Annotated in this window: 17 protein-coding genes; 7 read left to right on the top strand and 10 right to left on the bottom strand. The window is 37.0% G+C overall.

Going from position 1 to position 20,710, the window contains the following annotated elements:
* Positions 1-11: 11 nt before the first annotated feature.
* A complete protein-coding gene (rpiA, locus tag ACFIJ7_RS04145) occupies positions 12-716 on the bottom strand; it encodes a ribose-5-phosphate isomerase RpiA (RefSeq protein ID WP_375636290.1) in 705 nt (234 codons plus the stop codon).
* A gap of 470 nt (positions 717-1,186) precedes the next feature.
* Positions 1,187-3,451 (bottom strand): ComEC/Rec2 family competence protein, encoded by a 2,265-nt coding sequence (locus tag ACFIJ7_RS04140; protein ID WP_375636288.1) that lies wholly within the window; start codon positions 3,449-3,451, stop codon positions 1,187-1,189.
* Between the two features lie 112 nt (positions 3,452-3,563).
* Here ACFIJ7_RS04140 and gltX point away from each other — a divergent pair, with 112 nt between their 5' ends.
* From gltX to ACFIJ7_RS04105, 7 genes are all read left to right on the top strand, one after another.
* The gene (gene gltX / locus ACFIJ7_RS04135) at positions 3,564-4,994 is read left to right on the top strand and encodes a glutamate--tRNA ligase (protein WP_375636287.1); all 1,431 of its coding nucleotides are present in this window, start codon (positions 3,564-3,566) and stop codon (positions 4,992-4,994) included.
* Positions 4,995-5,257: 263 nt separating this feature from the next.
* On the top strand, positions 5,258-6,553 hold the full coding sequence (gene gltA, locus ACFIJ7_RS04130) for a citrate synthase (RefSeq protein ID WP_375636285.1): 1,296 nt from the start codon (positions 5,258-5,260) through the stop codon (positions 6,551-6,553).
* Positions 6,554-7,282: 729 nt separating this feature from the next.
* A complete protein-coding gene (locus ACFIJ7_RS04125; RefSeq protein ID WP_012755057.1) occupies positions 7,283-8,035 on the top strand; it encodes a transporter substrate-binding domain-containing protein in 753 nt (250 codons plus the stop codon).
* A 411-nt stretch (positions 8,036-8,446) separates the two neighbouring features.
* Positions 8,447-9,199: a transporter substrate-binding domain-containing protein gene (locus ACFIJ7_RS04120; RefSeq protein WP_012755056.1), complete on the top strand. Its 753-nt coding sequence runs from the start codon at positions 8,447-8,449 to the stop codon at positions 9,197-9,199.
* A 79-nt stretch (positions 9,200-9,278) separates the two neighbouring features.
* Positions 9,279-10,001 (top strand): ABC transporter permease, encoded by a 723-nt coding sequence (locus ACFIJ7_RS04115; protein ID WP_375636283.1) that lies wholly within the window; start codon positions 9,279-9,281, stop codon positions 9,999-10,001.
* A complete protein-coding gene (locus tag ACFIJ7_RS04110; RefSeq protein ID WP_375636281.1) occupies positions 9,998-10,705 on the top strand; it encodes an ABC transporter permease in 708 nt (235 codons plus the stop codon). Before ACFIJ7_RS04115 ends, ACFIJ7_RS04110 begins: the two co-directional genes overlap by 4 nt.
* Before the next feature lie 78 nt (positions 10,706-10,783).
* On the top strand, positions 10,784-11,557 hold the full coding sequence (locus ACFIJ7_RS04105; protein WP_375644674.1) for an amino acid ABC transporter ATP-binding protein: 774 nt from the start codon (positions 10,784-10,786) through the stop codon (positions 11,555-11,557).
* Between the two features lie 20 nt (positions 11,558-11,577).
* On the opposite strand, the gene lpxB is transcribed toward ACFIJ7_RS04105, so the two are convergent.
* The 8 genes from lpxB to ACFIJ7_RS04065 all read right to left on the bottom strand — a co-directional run bounded on the left by lpxB (position 11,578) and on the right by ACFIJ7_RS04065 (position 20,651).
* Positions 11,578-12,774 (bottom strand): lipid-A-disaccharide synthase, encoded by a 1,197-nt coding sequence (gene lpxB, locus ACFIJ7_RS04100; RefSeq protein ID WP_375644673.1) that lies wholly within the window; start codon positions 12,772-12,774, stop codon positions 11,578-11,580.
* Positions 12,767-13,639, bottom strand: a complete 873-nt coding sequence (locus ACFIJ7_RS04095) for an LpxI family protein (RefSeq protein ID WP_375636276.1) — start codon at positions 13,637-13,639, stop codon at positions 12,767-12,769. Before ACFIJ7_RS04095 ends, lpxB begins: the two co-directional genes overlap by 8 nt.
* Before the next feature lie 2 nt (positions 13,640-13,641).
* Entirely contained in the window at positions 13,642-14,466 is an 825-nt protein-coding gene (gene lpxA / locus ACFIJ7_RS04090; RefSeq protein ID WP_375636274.1) for an acyl-ACP--UDP-N-acetylglucosamine O-acyltransferase, read from the bottom strand.
* A gap of 24 nt (positions 14,467-14,490) precedes the next feature.
* Positions 14,491-14,958 (bottom strand): 3-hydroxyacyl-ACP dehydratase FabZ, encoded by a 468-nt coding sequence (gene fabZ / locus ACFIJ7_RS04085; RefSeq protein ID WP_375626256.1) that lies wholly within the window; start codon positions 14,956-14,958, stop codon positions 14,491-14,493.
* A gap of 1 nt (position 14,959) precedes the next feature.
* On the bottom strand, positions 14,960-16,006 hold the full coding sequence (gene lpxD, locus ACFIJ7_RS04080; RefSeq protein ID WP_375636272.1) for a UDP-3-O-(3-hydroxymyristoyl)glucosamine N-acyltransferase: 1,047 nt from the start codon (positions 16,004-16,006) through the stop codon (positions 14,960-14,962).
* 65 nt (positions 16,007-16,071) lie between these two features.
* Positions 16,072-18,468, bottom strand: a complete 2,397-nt coding sequence (bamA, locus tag ACFIJ7_RS04075) for an outer membrane protein assembly factor BamA (RefSeq protein WP_375636271.1) — start codon at positions 18,466-18,468, stop codon at positions 16,072-16,074.
* A gap of 203 nt (positions 18,469-18,671) precedes the next feature.
* Positions 18,672-19,820, bottom strand: a complete 1,149-nt coding sequence (locus ACFIJ7_RS04070) for an RIP metalloprotease (RefSeq protein WP_375636269.1) — start codon at positions 19,818-19,820, stop codon at positions 18,672-18,674.
* 15 nt (positions 19,821-19,835) lie between these two features.
* Positions 19,836-20,651 carry a phosphatidate cytidylyltransferase gene (locus ACFIJ7_RS04065; RefSeq protein WP_375636267.1) on the bottom strand — a complete coding sequence of 272 codons (816 nt, stop codon included), beginning with the start codon at positions 20,649-20,651 and terminating at the stop codon, positions 19,836-19,838.
* Positions 20,652-20,710: the final 59 nt, after the last annotated feature.

The raw sequence follows: 20,710 nt of genomic DNA, 5'->3' as shown, positions 1-20,710 counted from the left end.
AACTGTCTTCTCTAAAAATCAAAAGATTCTAAAATTTTTGTTTGACCATCAGCCATAGCTACAATTGCACGTGAAGCCAATCCCAAAAAAAGTCCATGCTCAACAACACCAGGAATGGCAAGAAGTGCATCCGATAATGGTTTTGGTTGCAAAATGCAGCCCCAAAATGCATCAAGAATAAAATGGCCACCATCTGTTTCAAAAGGATTTTTTCCATTCATTCGCAATGCAATTTCTCCAGAAAGCCCTAAATCCTCAGCGACTTTTTCGATGGCTCTGCATGTTGTATGGATACCAAATGGATTAACTTCAATTGGTAGTGCAAAAGCACCAAGTCGTTTTACCACCTTTGTTTCATCAGCAATGACAAGCATTGCACGAGATGCCGATGCTACAATTTTTTCATACAACAATGCTCCCCCTCCACCTTTAATGAGCATCATCTCAGGACCAATTTCATCTGCTCCGTCAATATCAAGATCCAGTTCAGGTATTTGTTCTAAAGTGCTAACAGGCACTCCAAACTTACGACAGAGTTGTTCAGAATATCGTGAAGTAGCAACACCAGTCACTCGCAAACCATCCGCAACACGCCCACCAAGAAGACGAATAAATTCATTGACTGTCGAACCAGATCCAATACCAAGCCGCATATCATCTTCAATAAATTCAAGCGCTTTAATAGCTGCCATTTTTTTTAACTGCTGAACATCCATGAATGACTTTGCCTTTTATCCGTATAAGCAGCATTTATCACCCCTATTACCACCGATAATAATGATAATAAAAGATAACCTCTTGACGCAATCTATTTAAATTTACCATCATCTTTTGCTTGGAGAGATGTTACTCGTTATAGAAATATATGATAAGAATAAAATAGAATAATCAACAATTATCTTTTTTATTTCTTTGAGAAAATTTGTTAGCATTTTTCTCATTCAATAAGAATTTTTGATTTATCTTGTGCTATCAATAGGATGCACATATCAATTTTTTTGAAAAATTTAAAATGATCAGATATAAAAATCATCTATTTCTAGAAAACTGTAGATTATTATCTCGTTTCAATAACTTTGATAAACTTACTAATTTAAATACCGCAAAATTTTATCAGAAGAGTCTTCTATTATTTTTTGTTTTGTCATTATCCAAATGTGAAGCAAAATATGATAGATTATATTTTTTATGAATGCTGTCTGTGCATATTCCATGGTCTATGAAACCCTAGCGAAGACCAAATAATATCTCCACCTTTGGTCATCATAACGCTTCCTCGTGATAACAATTGTTGAGGCGTAAATATTATTTTTGCCTTCTTATAACATGTTGGATTACGCATTACAAATGTATGAATGAGAATATCTGCCTCTACACATTGATCTATTTCTCTCTGTAAAACAACCACTTTTAATCCATTCTCTAATAATGACGTACATACATGATAATCACAAATAAATTGTCCGTGCAACGAAGGACCATATTTTGTTGGTTTAATCGTTTCATTCACACGAAATGACTTTTTCCATATGGATGTCGTGAACTTAGAAATATGGTAACGATCAATATATAATTTTTTATCATGGATAACGCCCACGAGACGCATATTATCTGCTATAATCAGTTGTACAGGTGAATGCATTACGCAAATAGAAATACCAGCCAAAATAAACAAACTAAAAAAGAGCCGGATGAGTGTTTTGCAAAAAGTCAGTCCAACCAAGCCTATACTCAATAAAACCAACGCAGATAACGGCATAAAACCAGGATTCAAATCAGGAGAAATAGCCTTGATAACATGCGCAATCTTTATCACAATATCAACACCAAACCCCATAATTTGAAGGGGGAGCCATTCGAATCCTCCTAACATTGCGAGGACTGCAATTAATCCAAAAGGAATGACGAAAATTGAAATGACAGGCAAAGCAAAAGCATTACTGATAATGCTCAAAGATGCCGTATTAGAAAAATGATACGCAGCATAAATTCCACTTGCACTCCCTGCAACAAGGGAAGAAGCACATGTTGAAAGCATCGATAAGAAAGCAAAATTTATCACTCCTCCTCCAACATAAGAGGGTGTTGTTTTTCTTTTACGAAAAAATGATCTTCCACTCCACCAATCAAAAAAAGCGATCAAAGCAGCAGTCGCAGAAAAGGACATTTGAAAGCTAGGACCTAATATTTCATGGGGTGTCATCGCCAGAGTTATCAACCCTGCAATAGAAAAATTACGCATTGTTATAGCAGAGCGATTACACAATATAGCAACCAACATAACAGCAATCATCACAAAACTTCTTTGCGCTGATATTGCTAAGCCCGACAATAACAAATAAAAAGCTGTTATCATAAACGCAACGATAGCAGCAAATTTTTTACTGGAATAATAGGAAGAAAAAACTGGAAAAAATGCTAAAAAACTACGGATACTCAAAAGAACTATGCCGCTTAACAACGCCATATGTAAACCGGATATTGATAAAATATGGGCTAATCCAGCCGTACGTAATGCTTCATTTGTCTCATTTGAAATGCCAGCACGCTGCCCTGTTATAAGAGCAGCAGCAACACTCCCCTTTTCTCCTTCAAGGGCTATACGGATTCTTTGTGTCATCTTCGTGCGTAAATTTTCAATTTTCTGTAGAATGATAGCGAATATTCCATCAGGCTGCGAAACCGATATTTTTCTTGGTTTTCCTAAATAAACGCCTTGTGCCCCAATTCTTTTAAAATAATTATGAAAACTAAAGTCGTAGCCTCCTGGACGCACTGGCCCAGAAAATGCACGAATCTTAACTTTCCCATATAGTCCATCACCAATTGCTAAGCCAGATGGCAAATATCTTGCCGATAAACGAATACGATGAAGACTATGGCATAATATGGGCTTTTCTGTACTCAAAACATCCAAAACTAAACGAAATCCCCCTTTGGTGCCTAACTCAATAGAAACAATTCTTCCCGTCAATGTGGTGACGATGTCACTGCTTAACATGGGTGTTGCAATACGCCACGTTTCTATTTTTGCCGCCAAAACACCCAATATAATACAAAACAAAAATCCCACGGGAATCCATATTTTTCGATAAAAACGTGCAACATAGAATATTCCCAGAAAAATACTGACCAACGCCCCCAATTGTCCCCAACTTGGCTCCCACTCTAAATGAAAATAAAAAATGATTCCTAGAGCAAAAAAGATTAAAATCAGCGAAAAAAGGATACCAAAAGAAACTTCTTTATTGATACAATCTTCTAGCCATTTGCGAAAACGAATGATTACTTCTTTTGAGAGTGTCAATAAAAAAAGTTTTTGTTGGTTATAACTGCCGTTCTTTGCATCATCATATCTAGAAAAAATACTCTGCCCTATTTGACATGGCTTTTTTCTTTCTGTAACAGATTTTTCGGATAAACCCTCTTTAACTTTACTTTGATAAAACATCCGCCCCCCACTTTAACTCGCAATATGGCTATTGCACACCCCATCACCTATGCTAACATGATTTTTCTATAAAGTTCTATAAGTAATATCTCAGTTTAAAGGAAAATATTTCGTGTCTGTTATTACTCGTTTTGCCCCTTCACCCACTGGCTTCCTTCATATTGGTGGCGCTCGTACTGCTCTTTTTAATTGGCTTTATGCAAAACATACCGGTGGAAAAATGCTTTTACGAATTGAAGATACAGACCGAGAGCGCTCAACAGAAGCAGCTGTAAAAGCTATTATAGATGGCTTACACTGGATGGGGCTTAGTTATGATGGCACCCCTATTTCGCAATTTGAACGTGCTGAACGTCACCGACAAATCGCCGAACAGTTGGTCAAAGACGGCAAAGCATATTATTGTTATGCTTCACCTGAGGAGTTAGCTGAAATGCGTGAAAAAGCCCGTGCAGAAGGGCGCCCACCACGTTATGATGGACGTTGGCGGGACCGTGATCGTTCTGAAGCTCCTAAAGGTGTTAAGCCTGTTATTCGCATCAAAGCCCCTGAAGAAGGAGAAACGATTGTACATGATCGTGTTCAAGGTGATGTTCGTTTTCCTAATAAAGATCTCGATGACTTTATTATTTTGCGTTCTGATGGTTCGCCTACTTATATGCATGCTGTTGTCGTTGATGATCATGATATGGGCATCACACATATTATACGTGGGGATGATCATCTTACCAATGCTGCCCGACAAATGATCATCTTTAAGGCAATGGGATGGGATATTCCTGTTATGGCACACATTCCTCTTATCCATGGTGAAAACGGTGCAAAATTATCAAAGCGGCATGGTGCACTCGGTGTTGATGCCTACCGAACAATGGGATATCTTCCTGCTGCTTTGCGCAATTACCTTGTCCGTTTAGGTTGGAGTCATGGTGATGACGAATTGATGTCGCTTAAAGATATGATTTCTTGGTTTGACATTGAGGATATTAACAAAGGTGCTGCTCGTTTTGATCTCAAAAAGCTCGATTCCATCAACGGACATTATATGCGCATGAGTAATGATCAAGAACTTTTTGATGCCGCTCTTAATATTCTACCAGAAACCGATAGGGGAGCACAAATTATTGAAAGACTTGATGAAAAACGCCGTGTTCAATTTTTAAAAGCAATCCCACATTTGAAAGAACGTTCAAAAACACTGTGCGAACTGATTGACAATGCCTCCTTCATTTTTACGCAACGACCTTTACAACTTGATGAAAAAGCACAAATGCTCTTAGATAAAAATGGACGAACCATTTTAAATGATCTTTATCTTGCCCTGAAAGCTTGCCCCTCTTGGGATACAAAAAACCTAGATGAAACACTTCGCTCTTGTGTACAAACACAGAATCTCAAATTTGGATCTATTGCCCAACCACTTCGCGCAGCTCTTACAGGATCTGCAACATCACCAGGTGTTTTAGATGTTCTTATTTTATTAGGACGCGATGAATCCCTTCATCGCATCAAGGACCAACTTATCACAACAATATGCTCATAATGTGTACTGAGTATATTTCCTCAAATAGGGATCTATACAGATATCTCAACGCGCCCTAGAAGAGTTTTTTATGTTATATCATTGAAATACATTTTTTATTGAGTAATAATGATCAATAAGGAAATATTTTTAGATTGCATGTACTCACTTTTAGAGGCAATCTACCATTAAATATAAGTAAGAAAAGCTTCAGTTATACATCCCCCACTCTGATGAAGCAGAGTCTTAATTTTTAGCAGTGAAGGATCTGAAAGGAATACCGAATGTCTGAGAATAACGCATATATTATTGTGAATGATAAAAAAGTAGAGCTTCCCTTGCGTAAAGGCACGAGTGGACCTGAAGTCATTGAAATTGCTTCTCTCTACAAAAAAGCCGATATTTTTACTTATGATCCTGGTTTTACTTCAACAGCTTCTTGTGAATCAAAAATTACTTATATCGACGGTGATAAAGGCATATTGCTTTATCGTGGTTATCCTATTGATCAATTAGCTGAAAAAGGAGACTTTCTCGAAAGTTGTTATCTTTTACTTTATGGTGAACTCCCAACACAGCAAGAAAAAAATGAATTTGATCGATGTATTATGCAGCATACCATGGTACACGAACAGTTTGCACGCTTCTTCCATGGCTTCCGCCGTGATTCTCATCCTATGGCCGTCATGGTTGCCTGCCTTGGCGCTATGTCTGCGTTCTATCACGACTCTATTGATATTACAGATCCTCACCAGAGAATGATTGCTTCTGTTCGTCTTATCTCAAAAGTTCCAACGCTTGCTGCTATGGCCTATAAATACAGTATCGGACAAGCATTTGTTTATCCACGTAATGATCTTAGTTATGCTGCAAATTTCCTCCGTATGTGCTTTGCTGTTCCTTGTGAAGAATATAAAACAAACCCTGTGCTTGCTCGGGCGATGGATCAAATCTTTATCCTTCATGCAGATCATGAACAAAATGCTTCTACATCTACGGTACGTCTTGCTGGATCCTCGGGTGCTAATCCGTTTGCCTGTATTGCAGCAGGTGTTGCATGCCTTTGGGGACCAGCACATGGTGGTGCCAATGAAGCATGTTTAAAAATGCTACAAGAAATAGGTTCTATTGAAAGAATTCCTGAATTTATTGCACGTGCAAAAGATAAAAATGATCCTTTCCGCCTTATGGGCTTTGGGCACCGTGTCTATAAAAATTATGACCCACGTGCAAAAATCATGCAAAAAACCTGTCATGAAGTTTTAAAAGAACTCAACATTCAAGATGACCCGCTTCTTGATATTGCAATAGAACTTGAAAAAATTGCCTTAAGTGATGAATATTTTATTGAGAAAAAGCTTTATCCCAATGTTGATTTCTATTCCGGCATTACATTAAAAGCTCTAGGTTTTCCAACTGAAATGTTTACTGTTCTTTTTGCATTGGCGCGCAGTGTCGGGTGGGTAGCACAATGGAAAGAAATGATTGAGGACCCTGCACAAAAAATTGGTCGTCCTCGACAACTCTACACAGGCCATGCTATGCGTGACTATGTTCCTATAGATGAACGTGCAAATTAAAAAAAGAAATCAATAAAGCTTCAGTTTACTGAAGCTTTATTGAGAATAATCCAAAAATATCCTTTAAGAATTTTTATAAAACGTGATTTTAAAACTCTTTTTACAGAGGTAACATCATCATAAAAATTTACTAAAAAATTCTAATTTTTAAATTGAGAATACTCTTCTGCAAATTAGCCAAACATTTAGCAAAAAGAAATTGAAAATTTTACCTTATAATTCCCATTATCTTTAATGGAAGTGTATTCCCTGTCATTCCCTCATGTTTAAAAACCTTATTACATATTAAAATCTAGCAATGTCAGAATTTTACTTTCTATCTTCTCCAGATAAAATTGCAAAAGGCTTACATTAAGTGCTTCTTTAAAATGCCAAAAAATTCTTATCCCTTTTCAAGTAGATTAGAATAAAAATACTTTACATTTTATCCTGTTCAGAGCTGAAATTTTCTTTGTATTTAAGTTAATAGTTTTCCTTTTAAATATAACTTATTGATTTTTAAATAAAATTATTAAAAATCATCATATAATCAACAAGAGGTGTACTTCTTTCCTATATTTTTTATCCCCATACTTAATAAGAATAAATCATTTTTTTTGATAATGATATCCAGCATAATGATAGCAAAATGAACCCAGATAAATTTTTTACATTGCTCCAAAAGAGCTTACAGATTATAAAAATGCATGATGGTTTCATATTTGCCAGCTTATCTAATAGGAGAACATAATGAAATTATTAGCAGGAGCTCTTATAATAAGCGCAACACTGTTTACCCTATCGGCCAATTCTCAAACGCTGAAAATTGCAAGCGATGCCTCTTATCCGCCATTTAGTTATATTGACTCAAATAACGAACTTCAAGGGTTTGATATTGATATATCTTATGCGCTTTGTAAAAAAATGAATGTTGAATGTACTATTGTCACACAAGACTTCGAGGGGATGATTCCTGGTCTTCTTGCCAAAAAATACGATGCTATCGTTTCTTCCCTTTCTCCTACAAAAGAGCGCTTACAAAAAATTGATTTTACAGATCCTTACTACAATACTGTACTCGCTGTTATCGTTACCAAAAATTCGGGAATTAAAGAAATCTCAACACAAAACTTTAGAGGTAAAAATCTTGGAGTACAATCGAATACAACACAAGCTGCATATGCGGAAGATCATTATGCCTCTGAAAGAGTGAATATCAAACTTTATCCTACAGCAATAGAAGCTAATCGTGATCTTTTAAGCCATCGGCTTGATATCATTATCTTTGATAAATTAAAAGCATTAAATTGGCTTGAAAATGAAGGAAAAGATTGCTGTATCCTCCTAGGAACTCTAGAAGAAACAAAATTTCCTGTTGCAATTGCACTCCGTCAAAATAATAACGATCTTAAAAACAGTTTTAATAAAGCAATAGAAGAAATCCGCGCCGATGGAACCTATGAAAAAATTATGAAAAAATATTTTACTTTCAATATCGATTAGATATCACTATGAATTAAAATTCAGTTTTTATATTTAAGGAGTATTTTTTAACTCTTTATTGGACATGCAAAGATAATTGGAAATTCGGCAGTTTTATAAGAAAATTTACATTTATCAAAATCTAATTTTTTCTTTATGTTCAAATTGAATAGCCTTACTTTCAAGAAAAATCCTTAGTTTTTACTCATGAAATGATTCAAATCTATCATTTCGTGAAAATTAACCTATCATACAAGCAATAAGATATTTATTCTTTTTTTATCAATAAAAAAGATAATTTTTTTGATAATAATGTCCAACATAATGATCTAAAATAAACATCAATAAATTTTTGAATTGCTCCCAAAAAGCTTACAGATTATAAAAACATAGTGATTTCATATTTGCCCGCTTATCCAATAGGAGAACATCATGAAACTATTAGCAGGAGCTCTTATAATAAGCGCCGCACTATTCACCCAATTGGCTGATGCGAAAACATTAAAAATTGCGAGTGAAGGCACCTACCCTCCCTTTAGTTATATTGACTCAAATAATAAATTGCAGGGACTTGATATTGATATATCTTATGCACTTTGTAAAAAAATGAATGTTGAGTGTACTGTTGTCACACAAGACTTCGAGGGAATGATTCCTGGACTTATTGCAAAAAAATATGATGCTATCATTGCCTCCCTCTCTCTTACACAAGAGCGCTTACAAAAAATTGACTTCACAGATCCTTACTACGATACAGCACTGGCTGTTATTGTTACCAAAGCTTCGGGAATTAAAGAAATCTCAACACAAGACTTTAGAGGTAAAAATCTTGGTGTACAATCAAATACAACACAAGCTTTCTATGCAGAAGATCATTATGCTTCTGAAGAGGTGAAAATTAAACTCTACCCTTCCACAATAGAAGTGAATCGTGACCTTTTAAATCATCGACTCGATGTGATTATTGTTGATAAATTACAAGCATTAAATTGGCTTAAAAATGAAGGAAAAGATTGCTGTCTCCTCCTAGGAACTCTAGAAGAAACAAAATTTCCTGTTGCAATTGCACTGCGTCAAAATAATAATGATCTTAAAAATAAGTTCAATAAGGCGCTAAAAGAAATCCGTTTAGATGGAACTTATGAGAAAATTATGAGAAAATATTTTACAAGTGATATCTATTAAATATCAATATGATGTTTAAATAAAACCCGCTAGTTATTTCTAAAAAATATTATCTAACTCTTTCATGAGGAACACAAGAATGATTGAAAATTTAGCATTGCTATCATTTAGCAATGGTGGATGGGGAGCGGTTATACTTTCTAGTGCAGGAATGACATTGTCATTGGCATTATGTTGTGGACTTCTAGGACTTCCTCTAGGTCTTCTAAATGCAGTGATGATTCGATCCAATATTAAGATGGCCAAAGCGATGGCACGCCTCTTTTCAACGGTATTTCGTGGACTACCAGAGCTTTTAACTTTGTTTTTAGTTTACTACGGGTTACAAAGCCTTATTCAAAATGTCTTGGACTATTTTAATTTTGAAATCATGTTCAGTATCAATGCTTTTGTTGCTGGTGTTCTTGCGCTTAGTATGGTTCTTGCAGCTTTTTCTTGTGAAGTTTGGCTTGGAGCATTTAATATTTTTGATAAAGGCCAATATGAAGCGGCTAAAGCTTTAGGCCTTTCACGGTCAACCACATTTTTTCGTATTGTCTTCCCTCAGCTCATCCGAAATGCCTTGCCAGGACTTTCTAATAATTGGCTTACTTTACTGAAAGATACATCCCTTGTTTCAACCATCGCACTTGTTGACCTCATGCGACAAACGAACTTAGCTGTCGCTGCTACCAATAAACCCATGCTATTTTATCTTGTAGCATGCTTACTCTATTTGTTATTTTCAGCGGTTTTTACTGCAATCTTACGCCATTTGGAAACATACACTCAAATAGGCGATAAAAAGGTGCTACGTCAATGATTCCTGAGTGGCTTTATTTCCTTTTCAATCCTGATCTTTTAAGCCATTATGGACCAAAATTTATTAATGGCTTTATTGTTACTGTTGAGCTTGTTTCTATTTCTTGTTCTCTTGGTTTTTTTCTTGGTATGCTTATCGCTTTTGCACGTTTATCAAAAAATACATTTTTACAGTATTGTGCAAATGCTTATGTCTATTTTTTCCGTGGCTCTCCTTTATTAGTTCAACTCTTCCTTTTTTATTATGGACTTGGTTCAATGAATGACTTCTGGCAGCAGGTTGGTTTGTGGTGGTTTTTTAAAAACGCGTGGTATTGTTGTCTTTTTATTTTTACTCTCAATTCTGCTGCCTATCAATCTGAGATCTTTAAAGGAAGTTTTCTATCCGTAACAACTGGGCAACGTGAAGCATCAAAAGCTTTAGGTCTAAGCAACTCTGTCACATTTTTTAGAGTTATTCTTCCACAAGCAATGATTGTAGCATTACGCCCCCTAGGAAATGAGTTGACTTTAATGATTAAATCCAGTGCTCTTGCCTCACTTATTACTGTTTATGATTTAATGGGGGTTGCTAAACTCACTTATTCACGGACTTTCGATTTTCAAGTTTACGTTTGGGCTGCTCTTATCTATCTCTTTATCGTTGAACTCATTCATCGTTTTATTGTTTTTATCGAACAGCGCCTCACTCGATATTTACGGTAAATAAAATGATCATAAAAAACTTTACAAACAAAAATGTTGAATTAATCAAGTTATTCATCAATGAAAGAATAAAATAAGATGAATTTGAAAAATAATAAATCGATCTCTCCCTGTAAAAACCCTGTGATCTCTATTCGAAATCTAAATAAATGGTATGGAAACTTTCAGGTCCTACATGATATCAACTTTAATGTTCAAGCTGGTGAACATATCGTTATTTGTGGACCATCGGGATCAGGAAAATCAACGTTAATCCGTTGTATTAATCAATTAGAACAAGCACAAAAAGGTTCAATCTGTATCCATAATGTTGATATCCATACCGCTCCTATACAACAGCAAAAAAATGTTCTTCGTAAGATAGGAATGGTCTTTCAGAACTTTAATTTATTTCCCCACATGAGCGTTATACAAAATTGTATTTTAGCACCTATGACAGTTCAAGGACTTTCCAAACAACAAGCACAAGAACGGGCAATTCGCTACTTAACGCATGTTGGTATTGAAAAACACTGTGAAAAATATCCTTTACAACTTTCTGGTGGGCAACAGCAACGTGTTGCGATTGCCCGTGCACTTTGTATGGAACCTGAAGTCATGCTTTTTGATGAACCAACCTCTGCTCTTGATCCAGAAAGTGTGGGAGAAGTTTTAGACGTGATGGCTCGATTGGCCGATACAGGGATCACAATGCTTTGTGTTACCCATGAAATGGGCTTCGCACGTAAAGTCTCAGAAAGAATACTCTTTCTAGAAAATGGAAAAATTGTTGAAGATACAGCCTCTGAAGAATTTTTTACTAATCCTAAAAGCCAACGTGCTTGTAATTTTCTTGCTAAAATTAAATATTAATCATTAACATATTGCTTTATTTATACAATTTTATTCCTGCTTTTTAAAAGAGTGATAATTGTTTGTGCGCCAACACCCCCCGATGGTACTTCAGTTTTCATTTTCTGTTCTACCATCTCAAAGGCATCGAGTTGTGCCTGTCGTATTAAAGGATTAAACAAAAGTTGTTCTACTTGTCTTGCTAACATACCAGGGCGTAAAAATTCATCAAAATATTCCGGTACAATAGGCTTATCAGAAATAATATTGGGAAGAGCTGCACTCCATAAAATTATTTTAGGGAAAATAAAGAATTTAGAAAAACGATCAAGTTTATAGCAAAGGACTGTTGGAATTTTAGCTAATGCTAATTCAAGTGAAACCGTTCCAGATGCTGCAAGTGCAACATCTGCTTGTGCAAAAGCACGCCATTTTGCATCTTCACCAACTACAATTTCCACTTTGCTTTTCCAGCCTTGTACAAAATCACGAATTTTATCCGCTAAACGTGGTAATGTTGGTAAAATAATACGTAAATGAGGAATACGTTGTACAAGAATCTCTACTGTTTCTCGAAAAATAGGCATTAAAGAACGAATTTCTAAATTGCGTGATCCTGGCAAAATAACTAATGTAGGCGATAATGTTTGTGTATCGCTCAAATTTCTTTGTTCTAATTGGCATTTTTTTTCTGACTGAACTATCAAAAGGGGAGGATATGTCAAAAGACGATGTCCAACATAAGTCGTGGGAGGACCACCCAAATCTTGCATAATCTTTTCTTCAAAAGGAAAAACCGCTAAAACATGGTCAACAAACTTGCGCATAGCTTTAGCGCGCTCTGGACGCCATGCCCAAACGGTTGGTGCAACATATTTAATGATAGGAATAGAAGGCGCTAAAACGCGCACCTTTTTTGCAACACGATGCGTGAAATCAGGACTATCAATAATAATGAGGCAATCAGGTTGTTCTTGTGCAATAAATTTGGATAAATTGCGAATATGTAGCAACAATAATGGTAGTTTTTTCAACACCTCCTTTAAACCTATTAAAGCAATATCATGGGAATCAAAAAAGCTTTTTAAACCTAATGCCTTTAAATGCCTCCCCCCAACACCAATCAAATGAATATTGCATCCTGTTTGTTGTGATAAACAAGAAATTAAATCGGACGCAAGTAAATCACCAGATTCCTCCCCTGAAACCACAGCAATCTTTAAGAAACAATTATTCATGAGCAAACTTTTCAAATGTCTCTATAAATAGAGAATATTTATTGGCTTTTTCTATTGTTGTTTTCACCGATAATATTAGACTTCTATTTGCCTCCACTGCAACACCAGATAAACCACTTTTTGCAATATTCATTATTGTCGCGGGCCCAATTGATGGTAAATCAACGCGATTATCCTGTTGTGGTTTTGCACATTTTACAAGAACGCCACCTTTAAGGGGAATTTGCCCTCTTTCTCGCATTTCACAAACACGCCATAACATATTATCAGTTCCCTCAGCGCCCTCCAGTGCAACCACCCTTCCTTGGACAACAACAACGGCTTGCCCGATATCTAATTGACCTAAAAGCTTTGCTGCTTCTGCTGCTAAAAAAATATCTTTTTTCTCTTTTTGCGTAGCACGCCGCACTGTTAAATCAAACTCTATAGGAGCTAAAAGATCTGCGACTATCTCGTGAGCACCAACAACACGAAAACCATACGTTTCAATAATCCGTATAAAAGCTTTTAATAACGCATCATCCCCTCTCTTCAAAGCTCCGATTAACTTAGGAAGAGCTAAAAATGTTGTCCAGTCCAGTCGCAATTGCTTAAGAAGTGGGCGCTTTTTCACACCACCTGCCAAAACAACATTATAAACTCTAGCCTCTTTTAAGATTTTAATGAGTCGCGCTAACTCTACAATTGATAGCTCGCAATGCTCATAGCGAGAAAGAACAGAATCTGCCTCACCACGCAAAAGCACAAGAAAAGGATTCTCTCCATTCTTCTCAAGAGCCTGCGCAACAGTAATCGGCAGAACACCATTTCCTGCTATAATAGCAGTACGGCCGGAAAGAAAACCTCTGGCTCCCCAAATAGGCATTTTTAATCCTTATATTCTTTTATTCTATCACCTTCAAATTTTGGTGTACAATAAAAACGTTTTCCTTCTTCCTTAATAAAATTAACTATATCAAGAACAGACTGAGAAGAAGAATAGAAAGAAGCAACATCACTGACACGCTCTTTAAATGGTTTGCTATGATCAAAAAGCATGGCAACCGCATGACGGAGTGCATGAATATCTTGACGCTCAAGTCCTGCACGCTTCATGCCAATAATATTGAGGCCAGCAAGTTTTGCCTGTACCCCAACAGCTGTTCCATAGGGAATGAGATCACCAACCAATGCCGATACACCACCAATAAATGCATGATGCCCAACACGAACAAATTGATGCACAGCAGCACCCCCACCAATAATCACATAATCACCAATAATAACATGACCAGCTATCATCGCATTATTTGCGAATGTTACATGATTCCCTACATGACAATCATGAGCGATATGCGCATAACAAAAAAATTGGCAATTATCACCAACAACTGTCATTCCTACACTCGAATCGGAACCCCTATGCATTGTTACGCCTTCACGAATCGTACAGTTTTTACCAATCGAAAGAGTCGTAGCCTCTCCCTTATGTTTATTATTTTGCGGATCTCCCCCCAAAACTGCATGAGAAAATACTTTACTCTTGGCTCCTAACGTTGTCTTCCCCATTATCACAACATGACTCATCAAACTGCATCCATCACCAATAACAGCATCTGAACTAATATGACAAAACGGTCCAACTTGTACATTCTCACCAAGCTGCGCTCCCTTCTCCACAAGAGCAGTTGGATGGATTTTTGTACCGGACATTTTTAAATTCCCATCAAATATCGTTTATTCTTCTTCGACAATCATCGCAGCAATTTCTGCTTCAGCGACGCGGACATCTTCTACTTTTGCAACGCACGAAAAACGTCTCATACCAGATCTTTTTTTCAAAAGCTGAACATGAATCTTGAGCTGATCACCAGGCATAACCGGCTTACGAAATTTCGCATTATCAACCGTCATAAGGTAAACTAAATTTGTTTGCTTATTGCCTAAATTTAAAAGTGCTATTGCTCCTGCCGTTTGTGCCATAGCTTCTAAAATCAAAACTCCAGGCATAACAGGCTTTGCGGGAAAATGTCCCGTAAAATGCGGCTCATTAATCGTTATATTTTTAATACCAATAGCTCCTTGTTCACCATCAATATCAACTATACGATCGATTAATAAAAACGGATAACGGTGCGGTAATATTGATAATAGTTTTTCAATATCGACAGCCTCTAAGTTTTTAGTCTTTTCACTGCTGATCATATCAGCGTTTCTCCTTTTTAACTTTTCCCATACTGCGCAACGTCGCTACTTCACGAAACCATTGTTTAAATGGTCGCGCTGGACTACCTCCCCATTTTTCGCCATCCGGAATGTCATTCATAACACCACTACGAGCAGCAATCTGAACACATTTACCTATTATGATGTGATCGGCTACTCCAACACCCCCGCCAAGCTGAGACATATCCCCTATCGATGTACTTCCCGCAATGCCACATTGAGCAGCAATAAGACAATAGCGGCCAATTTTTACATTGTGGGCAATTTGTACAAGATTATCAATCTTGCTTCCTTCACCAATAACAGTATCTTGAAATGTCCCACGATCAATTGTCGTGTTCGCACCAACTTCTACACCATCCTCAATAATAACGCGACCAAGCTGTGGAATTTTCTCGATTCCAGAAACGCCCCCAACATAACCAAAACCATCTTGCCCAATACAAACACCAGGATAAAGCTGAACCTTATCACCTATTATAGAACACTGAACTGTTACCTTAGGAGCAATATAGCAGTCACATCCAATACGGCAATTTTCACCGATAACAGCTGTGGATGAAATGAGAGTTCCTGCACCAATCTCAACATTTCTACCAATAACAGCTCCCGCTTCAATACACACATCATGTGCCAACTTAGCCGTTGGATGAATATGCGCATGCGATGAAATCCCCTTCGATCCTAACCAAGGCATTGGCTTGACAGAATCTGGAAACAAAATACGACCAATCTGAGCAAAGTCACGCTGTGGTGTGGATGTTACCAAAATTGCCATAGTTTCGGGAACTTTAAAAACAATCTCATTCGTACAAAAAACAGCAACAGCGGAACTGTCCAGTAAAGCATCAGAAAACTTCCGATGCTCTACAAAAACAAGAGAACCTTCCACAGCACTCTCAAGTGAAGAAAGAGTATTGATAACTTTATGAGAAAACTCTGGATTAAGAAGCTTTGCACCCGTCAACTCAGCAACATTTGCAACTGTCAATTGCCGGGACGGCGTAAAAAAAAATGTATCCGCCATCAAAACACTTTCTCTCCCAGCTTAAGCTATTCTCTTCAAGTTTTTCCTTCTTAAAATCACTCAAATCAGAACTTCGTAGAAATACCAAAATTCAATTGTTGCAAACGATCACCTTCCTGCTTCGTTATTGGCCAAGCATAATCAAAACGCAAAGGACCAAACGGAGAATCCCACATCAAACTCACACCTGCAGATGAACGCCAAGCACTTTTGGTATTGGTAACAGACGGTTCACCCTTAAAAACGGCTTTATAATTATTGCCATAAAGCGTGGCAATATCCGCAAATAAAGCACCGCGCAACCCGAACCCTTCAGGCACAACAGGGATAGGAAACTGTACTTCAGCAGTCGCATTCATATATGTTGTTCCCCCCAAGAAATAAACCTCACCCTTACTGGAAACCTGACGCGGACCTATTCCATTATATTTGAACCCTCGAATCATATCAGTATTCGCTTTAAACATATCGAAAATACGAACACCATCTCGGCCCATTCCGTGGATATAACCACCCCCAAAGGAAAGCAAACCAACAATATCCTTCTGGTCAGAAAGAGTCTTGTACATCATCGCCTTACCCGTGGTCTTCAAGAACTTTGCACTTCCACCAAGCCCTGCATATTCCTGAAGAAGATGCACGTACCATCCATCATGGGGGGATCTCATATCATCAATCGTATTATAGGTGAAACCATAACTAATTGATGAACGTTTCCAAGGGCTTTGTTTTGCAGCTTGAACAATCGCACCAGAATATTTCCCATATAATTCTATTACGTCACTCTCTTTGTCAAAATCGTACTCTCCGCCAAAATCATATTCTTCCTGTACATAAGAATAAGCTACATTAGCAGATAATTGATTATTAATAGGTAATGAAAACCGTAGCGATCCACCTGTCTGTCGTACATCATAGGCCTTATCAGCACGGTAAGTACTACGAAAAACATCAACGCCAGCAGATAAACGATACCCTAAGAAATAAGGATCAACAAATGATAAATTATAATTACGAGATTTTTCTTGCCCCGCACCTAATCCTAAACGAACATATTGACCACGTCCCCCAAGATTACGTTCGGTAACAGAAACTTCAAGTGACATACCAGGACTTGTTCCCCCTGTTGTATATCCTCCAGAAAGAGAGAGATCTCCTGTTGAAGCTTCAACGACATCTATTACCAAAATAACTTGGTCAGATTGATCTGTGGGCACCATTGAAATATTAACGGCTTTGAAGAAACCTAAACTTTCTAGACGACGTTTTGCCCGCTGTAATAAAGTTTGATTGTAAGCATCCCCTTCGTTTAAATCAATCTCACGGCGAATGACGTAATCACGCGTTTTCTCATTGCCACGTATATCAATACGCTGAATATAAGCACGTGTACCCTGTTCAATATTATATAAAATTGAAATTGTATGATTTGCTAAATTACGATTTCCCCGCGGCTCAACTTTAGCAAAAGCATATCCCGAATCAGCAACCTTATTATTAATAATTGCAACAGACTGTTCAATATCTTCTGCGCTATAAACATCACCTGGCTGGGTTTTAAGCACCCTTTTCACAGATTGAACGTCAATTCCATCAACATCACTTTCAACCTGAATATCACTAATTTTATAGCGCACACCCTCATCAAGAACGAAAGAAATTTTATATGTATTGCTTGCTGCATCAAAAGTCGCTTTAGAAGAGACTACACGAAAATCTGCATAACCACGATTATAATAAAAGCGACGTAAAGCTTCTTCATCAGCAGCGAGACGCTCTTCACTGTAAACATCACCTCCCAATAACTTCGAAAAAATTCCTGAAGTTTTTGTTGAAATCACATCACGCAAACGACGACTTCCAAAGACACTATTCCCCTTAAAAGTGATATCACCAATCTTTGTTTTTTGCCCTTCAACAACATTAAATACTACATTAACCCGCCCTTTTCCAAGGTTAATCGTTTGAACGTTGACAGTGATATTATTACGACCAAGAGTTTTATAAGCTTCACGAATTGTATTTATATCAGCAGAAAGCTTAGCAGAATTAAAAGGCTCATTCGGTTTTAAAGAAATAAACCGCTTAAGATCTGGGTCTTTAAAAGATTTATTTCCCTGAAACAATATCTGATTGACAACCTCATATTCTTTTACGAATACAACCAATTTATCACCTACCGGATTTATTTTAACATCATAAAATAAACCCAATTCGAAAAGATTCTTCACAGCATTATCAACATCAGCACTGGAAACCCCTTGTCCAGCCTTAATCCCCATATTGTCTCGAATCGCCTGAGAACTTACAAACTTATTCCCACGAACCTCAATAGAACGGACTACAGACGCTTGCATTTCTCCAACCGCAGCAATTGACATAAAAACCGTTGCTGGGGCAATCATCCCCATCTTTAACACCAATACAGATGCTGCATTTAAAAACTTTGAATTTGTAGTCATTGGCTTTTTTACCTTACTCTTGTTCCTTGGACATGATGCCTTAAAAAGCTAACTGCCATAACAACCTTTTTACAGCGAGACTTTTCATTCCTTAATTACTCATTATAATGTACGACGCCACAACATTTTGCAGACATGGTAAACAACCTTCAATTTGTTTTCGCTATTATTACTCAATTTATAAAGCGTTTTCCATAATTTAATTAGCTAAACCAACAAAAATAATCATTAAAAAAGACAAAGATCATAAAAAGGAGAAGAATGGAAAAACCTAAACGAAAAATAATTCCCTGAATTTTAGCAGATATTTTCCTCCTAGTAATGACCTCAATGACATGCAATAAAAGATGCCCACCATCAAGCGGTAGAATCGGAAAAAGGTTAATAAGCCCAACACTTATTGAAAGAAAAGCTGCCAAATTCAACAAAGAAACAAAACCTGTCTCGCTCACTTTCCAAGCAATTTTAACGGTTTTAGAAGGTCCACTTAGCCGACAACGGTCCTCTTTTCCTCCTATTAAACGACTCATAAAAAGAACGGTTTGAGTGACGATAAACACAGTACGATCTGACGCTTCTCTTACAGCTGTTACAAAACCATAGCGAATATGTTTTATATAAGTTGGATCTAAATGTGCAGGATTATTTAAATCAATAGGAACACCTACACCTATCATAGCACTTCGTGTTCGATTACCAAATCCATCATCTCGCTCAACGATTTCCGGGGTAATCACCGTTGTAAAGAATCGCCCCATGCGTTCTATTTTAAACTCTATGGGTTCTCTTCCGTGAAAAGCTACATAATTCATCAAATCTTCAAAACTTTCAACCCGTCGTCCATCCATTTCAACAAAACGATCACCTAACTCCAAACCGGACTGAAGAGCAGGGCTATCTTTTACCAAAGAACCAACAACGGGCTCAATGGCTACACGACCATAGATAAAGAAAAAAAATGTTAGAATAACAACAGTAAAAAGGGCATTGAAAAAAGGACCGGCAAAAACAGTTGCTGCTTTTTTCCAAGCATGCGCACTAGCAAATGAACCATCAACAATCAGAGATGATTGGGATGATACCATATCGATTTTTTCCTCATCCCCAACAAACTTTACATACCCTCCTACGGGGATAAGTGCTAAGCGCCACTTCGTGCCATGCTTATCTGTATAACTCGCTATTTCTGGCCCAAATCCAAGCGAAAAAACTAACGCCTTAATACCACACCACCGACCAATGAGATAATGCCCAAATTCGTGCACAAAAATGATAATCATAATGATGAAAAGAATACTCAAACTTCTTAAAAGAAAATCACCCATAGTGACGATATAATTTAAAAGTCCCAAACTACCTTCTCCCAATTAGATCATACTAAAAAGATTAAAAGGTGCATCCATATCAGACATAAATGAACCAATTAAATAAAGAAGAAAAGCTGCCCCTACCAATCCATCTATACGATCCATAAAACCACCATGTCCAGGCAATAAAGAACTAGAATCTTTAACAGAAAACCGTCTTTTGAGCCATGATTGCCCTAAATCACTCAATTGTGAAACAATTGACAAAACAAGTGTAAGAAGTGGCACAAAAAAACTTGCTAAATTTATATCAAAAAATCCAAAAGAAACCCATATACCACCGAAAACTCCGACAAATGTACCACCAAGTGCTCCTGACCATGTTTTATTAGGAGAAAATTGTGGTGCTAATTTAGGTCCCCCTAATGCACGTCCGATAAAATACCCACCAATATCTGTTCCCCACACTATCGTAAATAAGAAAATAACAACTTGGAACCCCAACATTTCATGATCCCGTAGAAAGCATAAAGCAACAACAGGAAAAGATGCATATAAAAAACCACAAAAAACCCAACCACTCTTTTTTATAGATATAATAGCCAACACCGCAGCCAAAACGATTAAAACACAAAAAATCAATGAAGCAGATACACTCAACACTAAAAAAAAGCCAAAGATCAAATAAAAGGTACTTGCTAATATTTTTTGTAAAATACACCATTTCTCTTTAGTAATACTCATCCACTCATAAAGAACAAAACCGCCAATACACCATACAAATAAAAAAAAGAAGATTCCTCCCAACCATGTTAGATACAACGCAATAACGCCAAACACAAAAGCTGTCAGAACACGATAAACCAAATTAGACAAAACAACATCCAAACAATAAAAATAGAAAATACAAGCTCTAAAATTGACGCAAGAAAAAC

The sequence above is a fragment of the Bartonella sp. MR100HLJHH genome, from assembly GCF_042194215.1.
In the GTDB taxonomy this organism is placed as follows: domain Bacteria; phylum Pseudomonadota; class Alphaproteobacteria; order Rhizobiales; family Rhizobiaceae; genus Bartonella; species Bartonella grahamii.
Note: the sequence above shows the minus strand (reverse complement) of the source record. Positions and strands in the feature narration are given on the sequence as shown.

Excerpts from the sequence above, each read along its gene's own strand:
- lpxA (WP_375636274.1), bottom strand. The coding sequence starts at position 14,466 with ATGTCCGGTACAAAAATCCATCCAACTGCTCTTGTGGAGAAGGGAGCG.
- ACFIJ7_RS04110 (WP_375636281.1), top strand. The coding sequence starts at position 9,998 with ATGATTCCTGAGTGGCTTTATTTCCTTTTCAATCCTGATCTTTTAAGC.
- rpiA (WP_375636290.1), bottom strand. The coding sequence starts at position 716 with ATGGATGTTCAGCAGTTAAAAAAAATGGCAGCTATTAAAGCGCTTGAA.
- fabZ (WP_375626256.1), bottom strand. The coding sequence starts at position 14,958 with ATGATCAGCAGTGAAAAGACTAAAAACTTAGAGGCTGTCGATATTGAA.
- ACFIJ7_RS04125 (WP_012755057.1), top strand. The coding sequence starts at position 7,283 with ATGAAATTATTAGCAGGAGCTCTTATAATAAGCGCAACACTGTTTACC.
- ACFIJ7_RS04140 (WP_375636288.1), bottom strand. The coding sequence starts at position 3,451 with ATGTTTTATCAAAGTAAAGTTAAAGAGGGTTTATCCGAAAAATCTGTT.
- ACFIJ7_RS04105 (WP_375644674.1), top strand. The coding sequence starts at position 10,784 with ATGAATTTGAAAAATAATAAATCGATCTCTCCCTGTAAAAACCCTGTG.
- gltA (WP_375636285.1), top strand. The coding sequence starts at position 5,258 with ATGTCTGAGAATAACGCATATATTATTGTGAATGATAAAAAAGTAGAG.
- ACFIJ7_RS04120 (WP_012755056.1), top strand. The coding sequence starts at position 8,447 with ATGAAACTATTAGCAGGAGCTCTTATAATAAGCGCCGCACTATTCACC.
- bamA (WP_375636271.1), bottom strand. The coding sequence starts at position 18,468 with ATGACTACAAATTCAAAGTTTTTAAATGCAGCATCTGTATTGGTGTTA.
- ACFIJ7_RS04095 (WP_375636276.1), bottom strand. The coding sequence starts at position 13,639 with ATGCCTATTTGGGGAGCCAGAGGTTTTCTTTCCGGCCGTACTGCTATT.
- lpxB (WP_375644673.1), bottom strand. The coding sequence starts at position 12,774 with ATGAATAATTGTTTCTTAAAGATTGCTGTGGTTTCAGGGGAGGAATCT.
- ACFIJ7_RS04115 (WP_375636283.1), top strand. The coding sequence starts at position 9,279 with ATGATTGAAAATTTAGCATTGCTATCATTTAGCAATGGTGGATGGGGA.
- lpxD (WP_375636272.1), bottom strand. The coding sequence starts at position 16,006 with ATGGCGGATACATTTTTTTTTACGCCGTCCCGGCAATTGACAGTTGCA.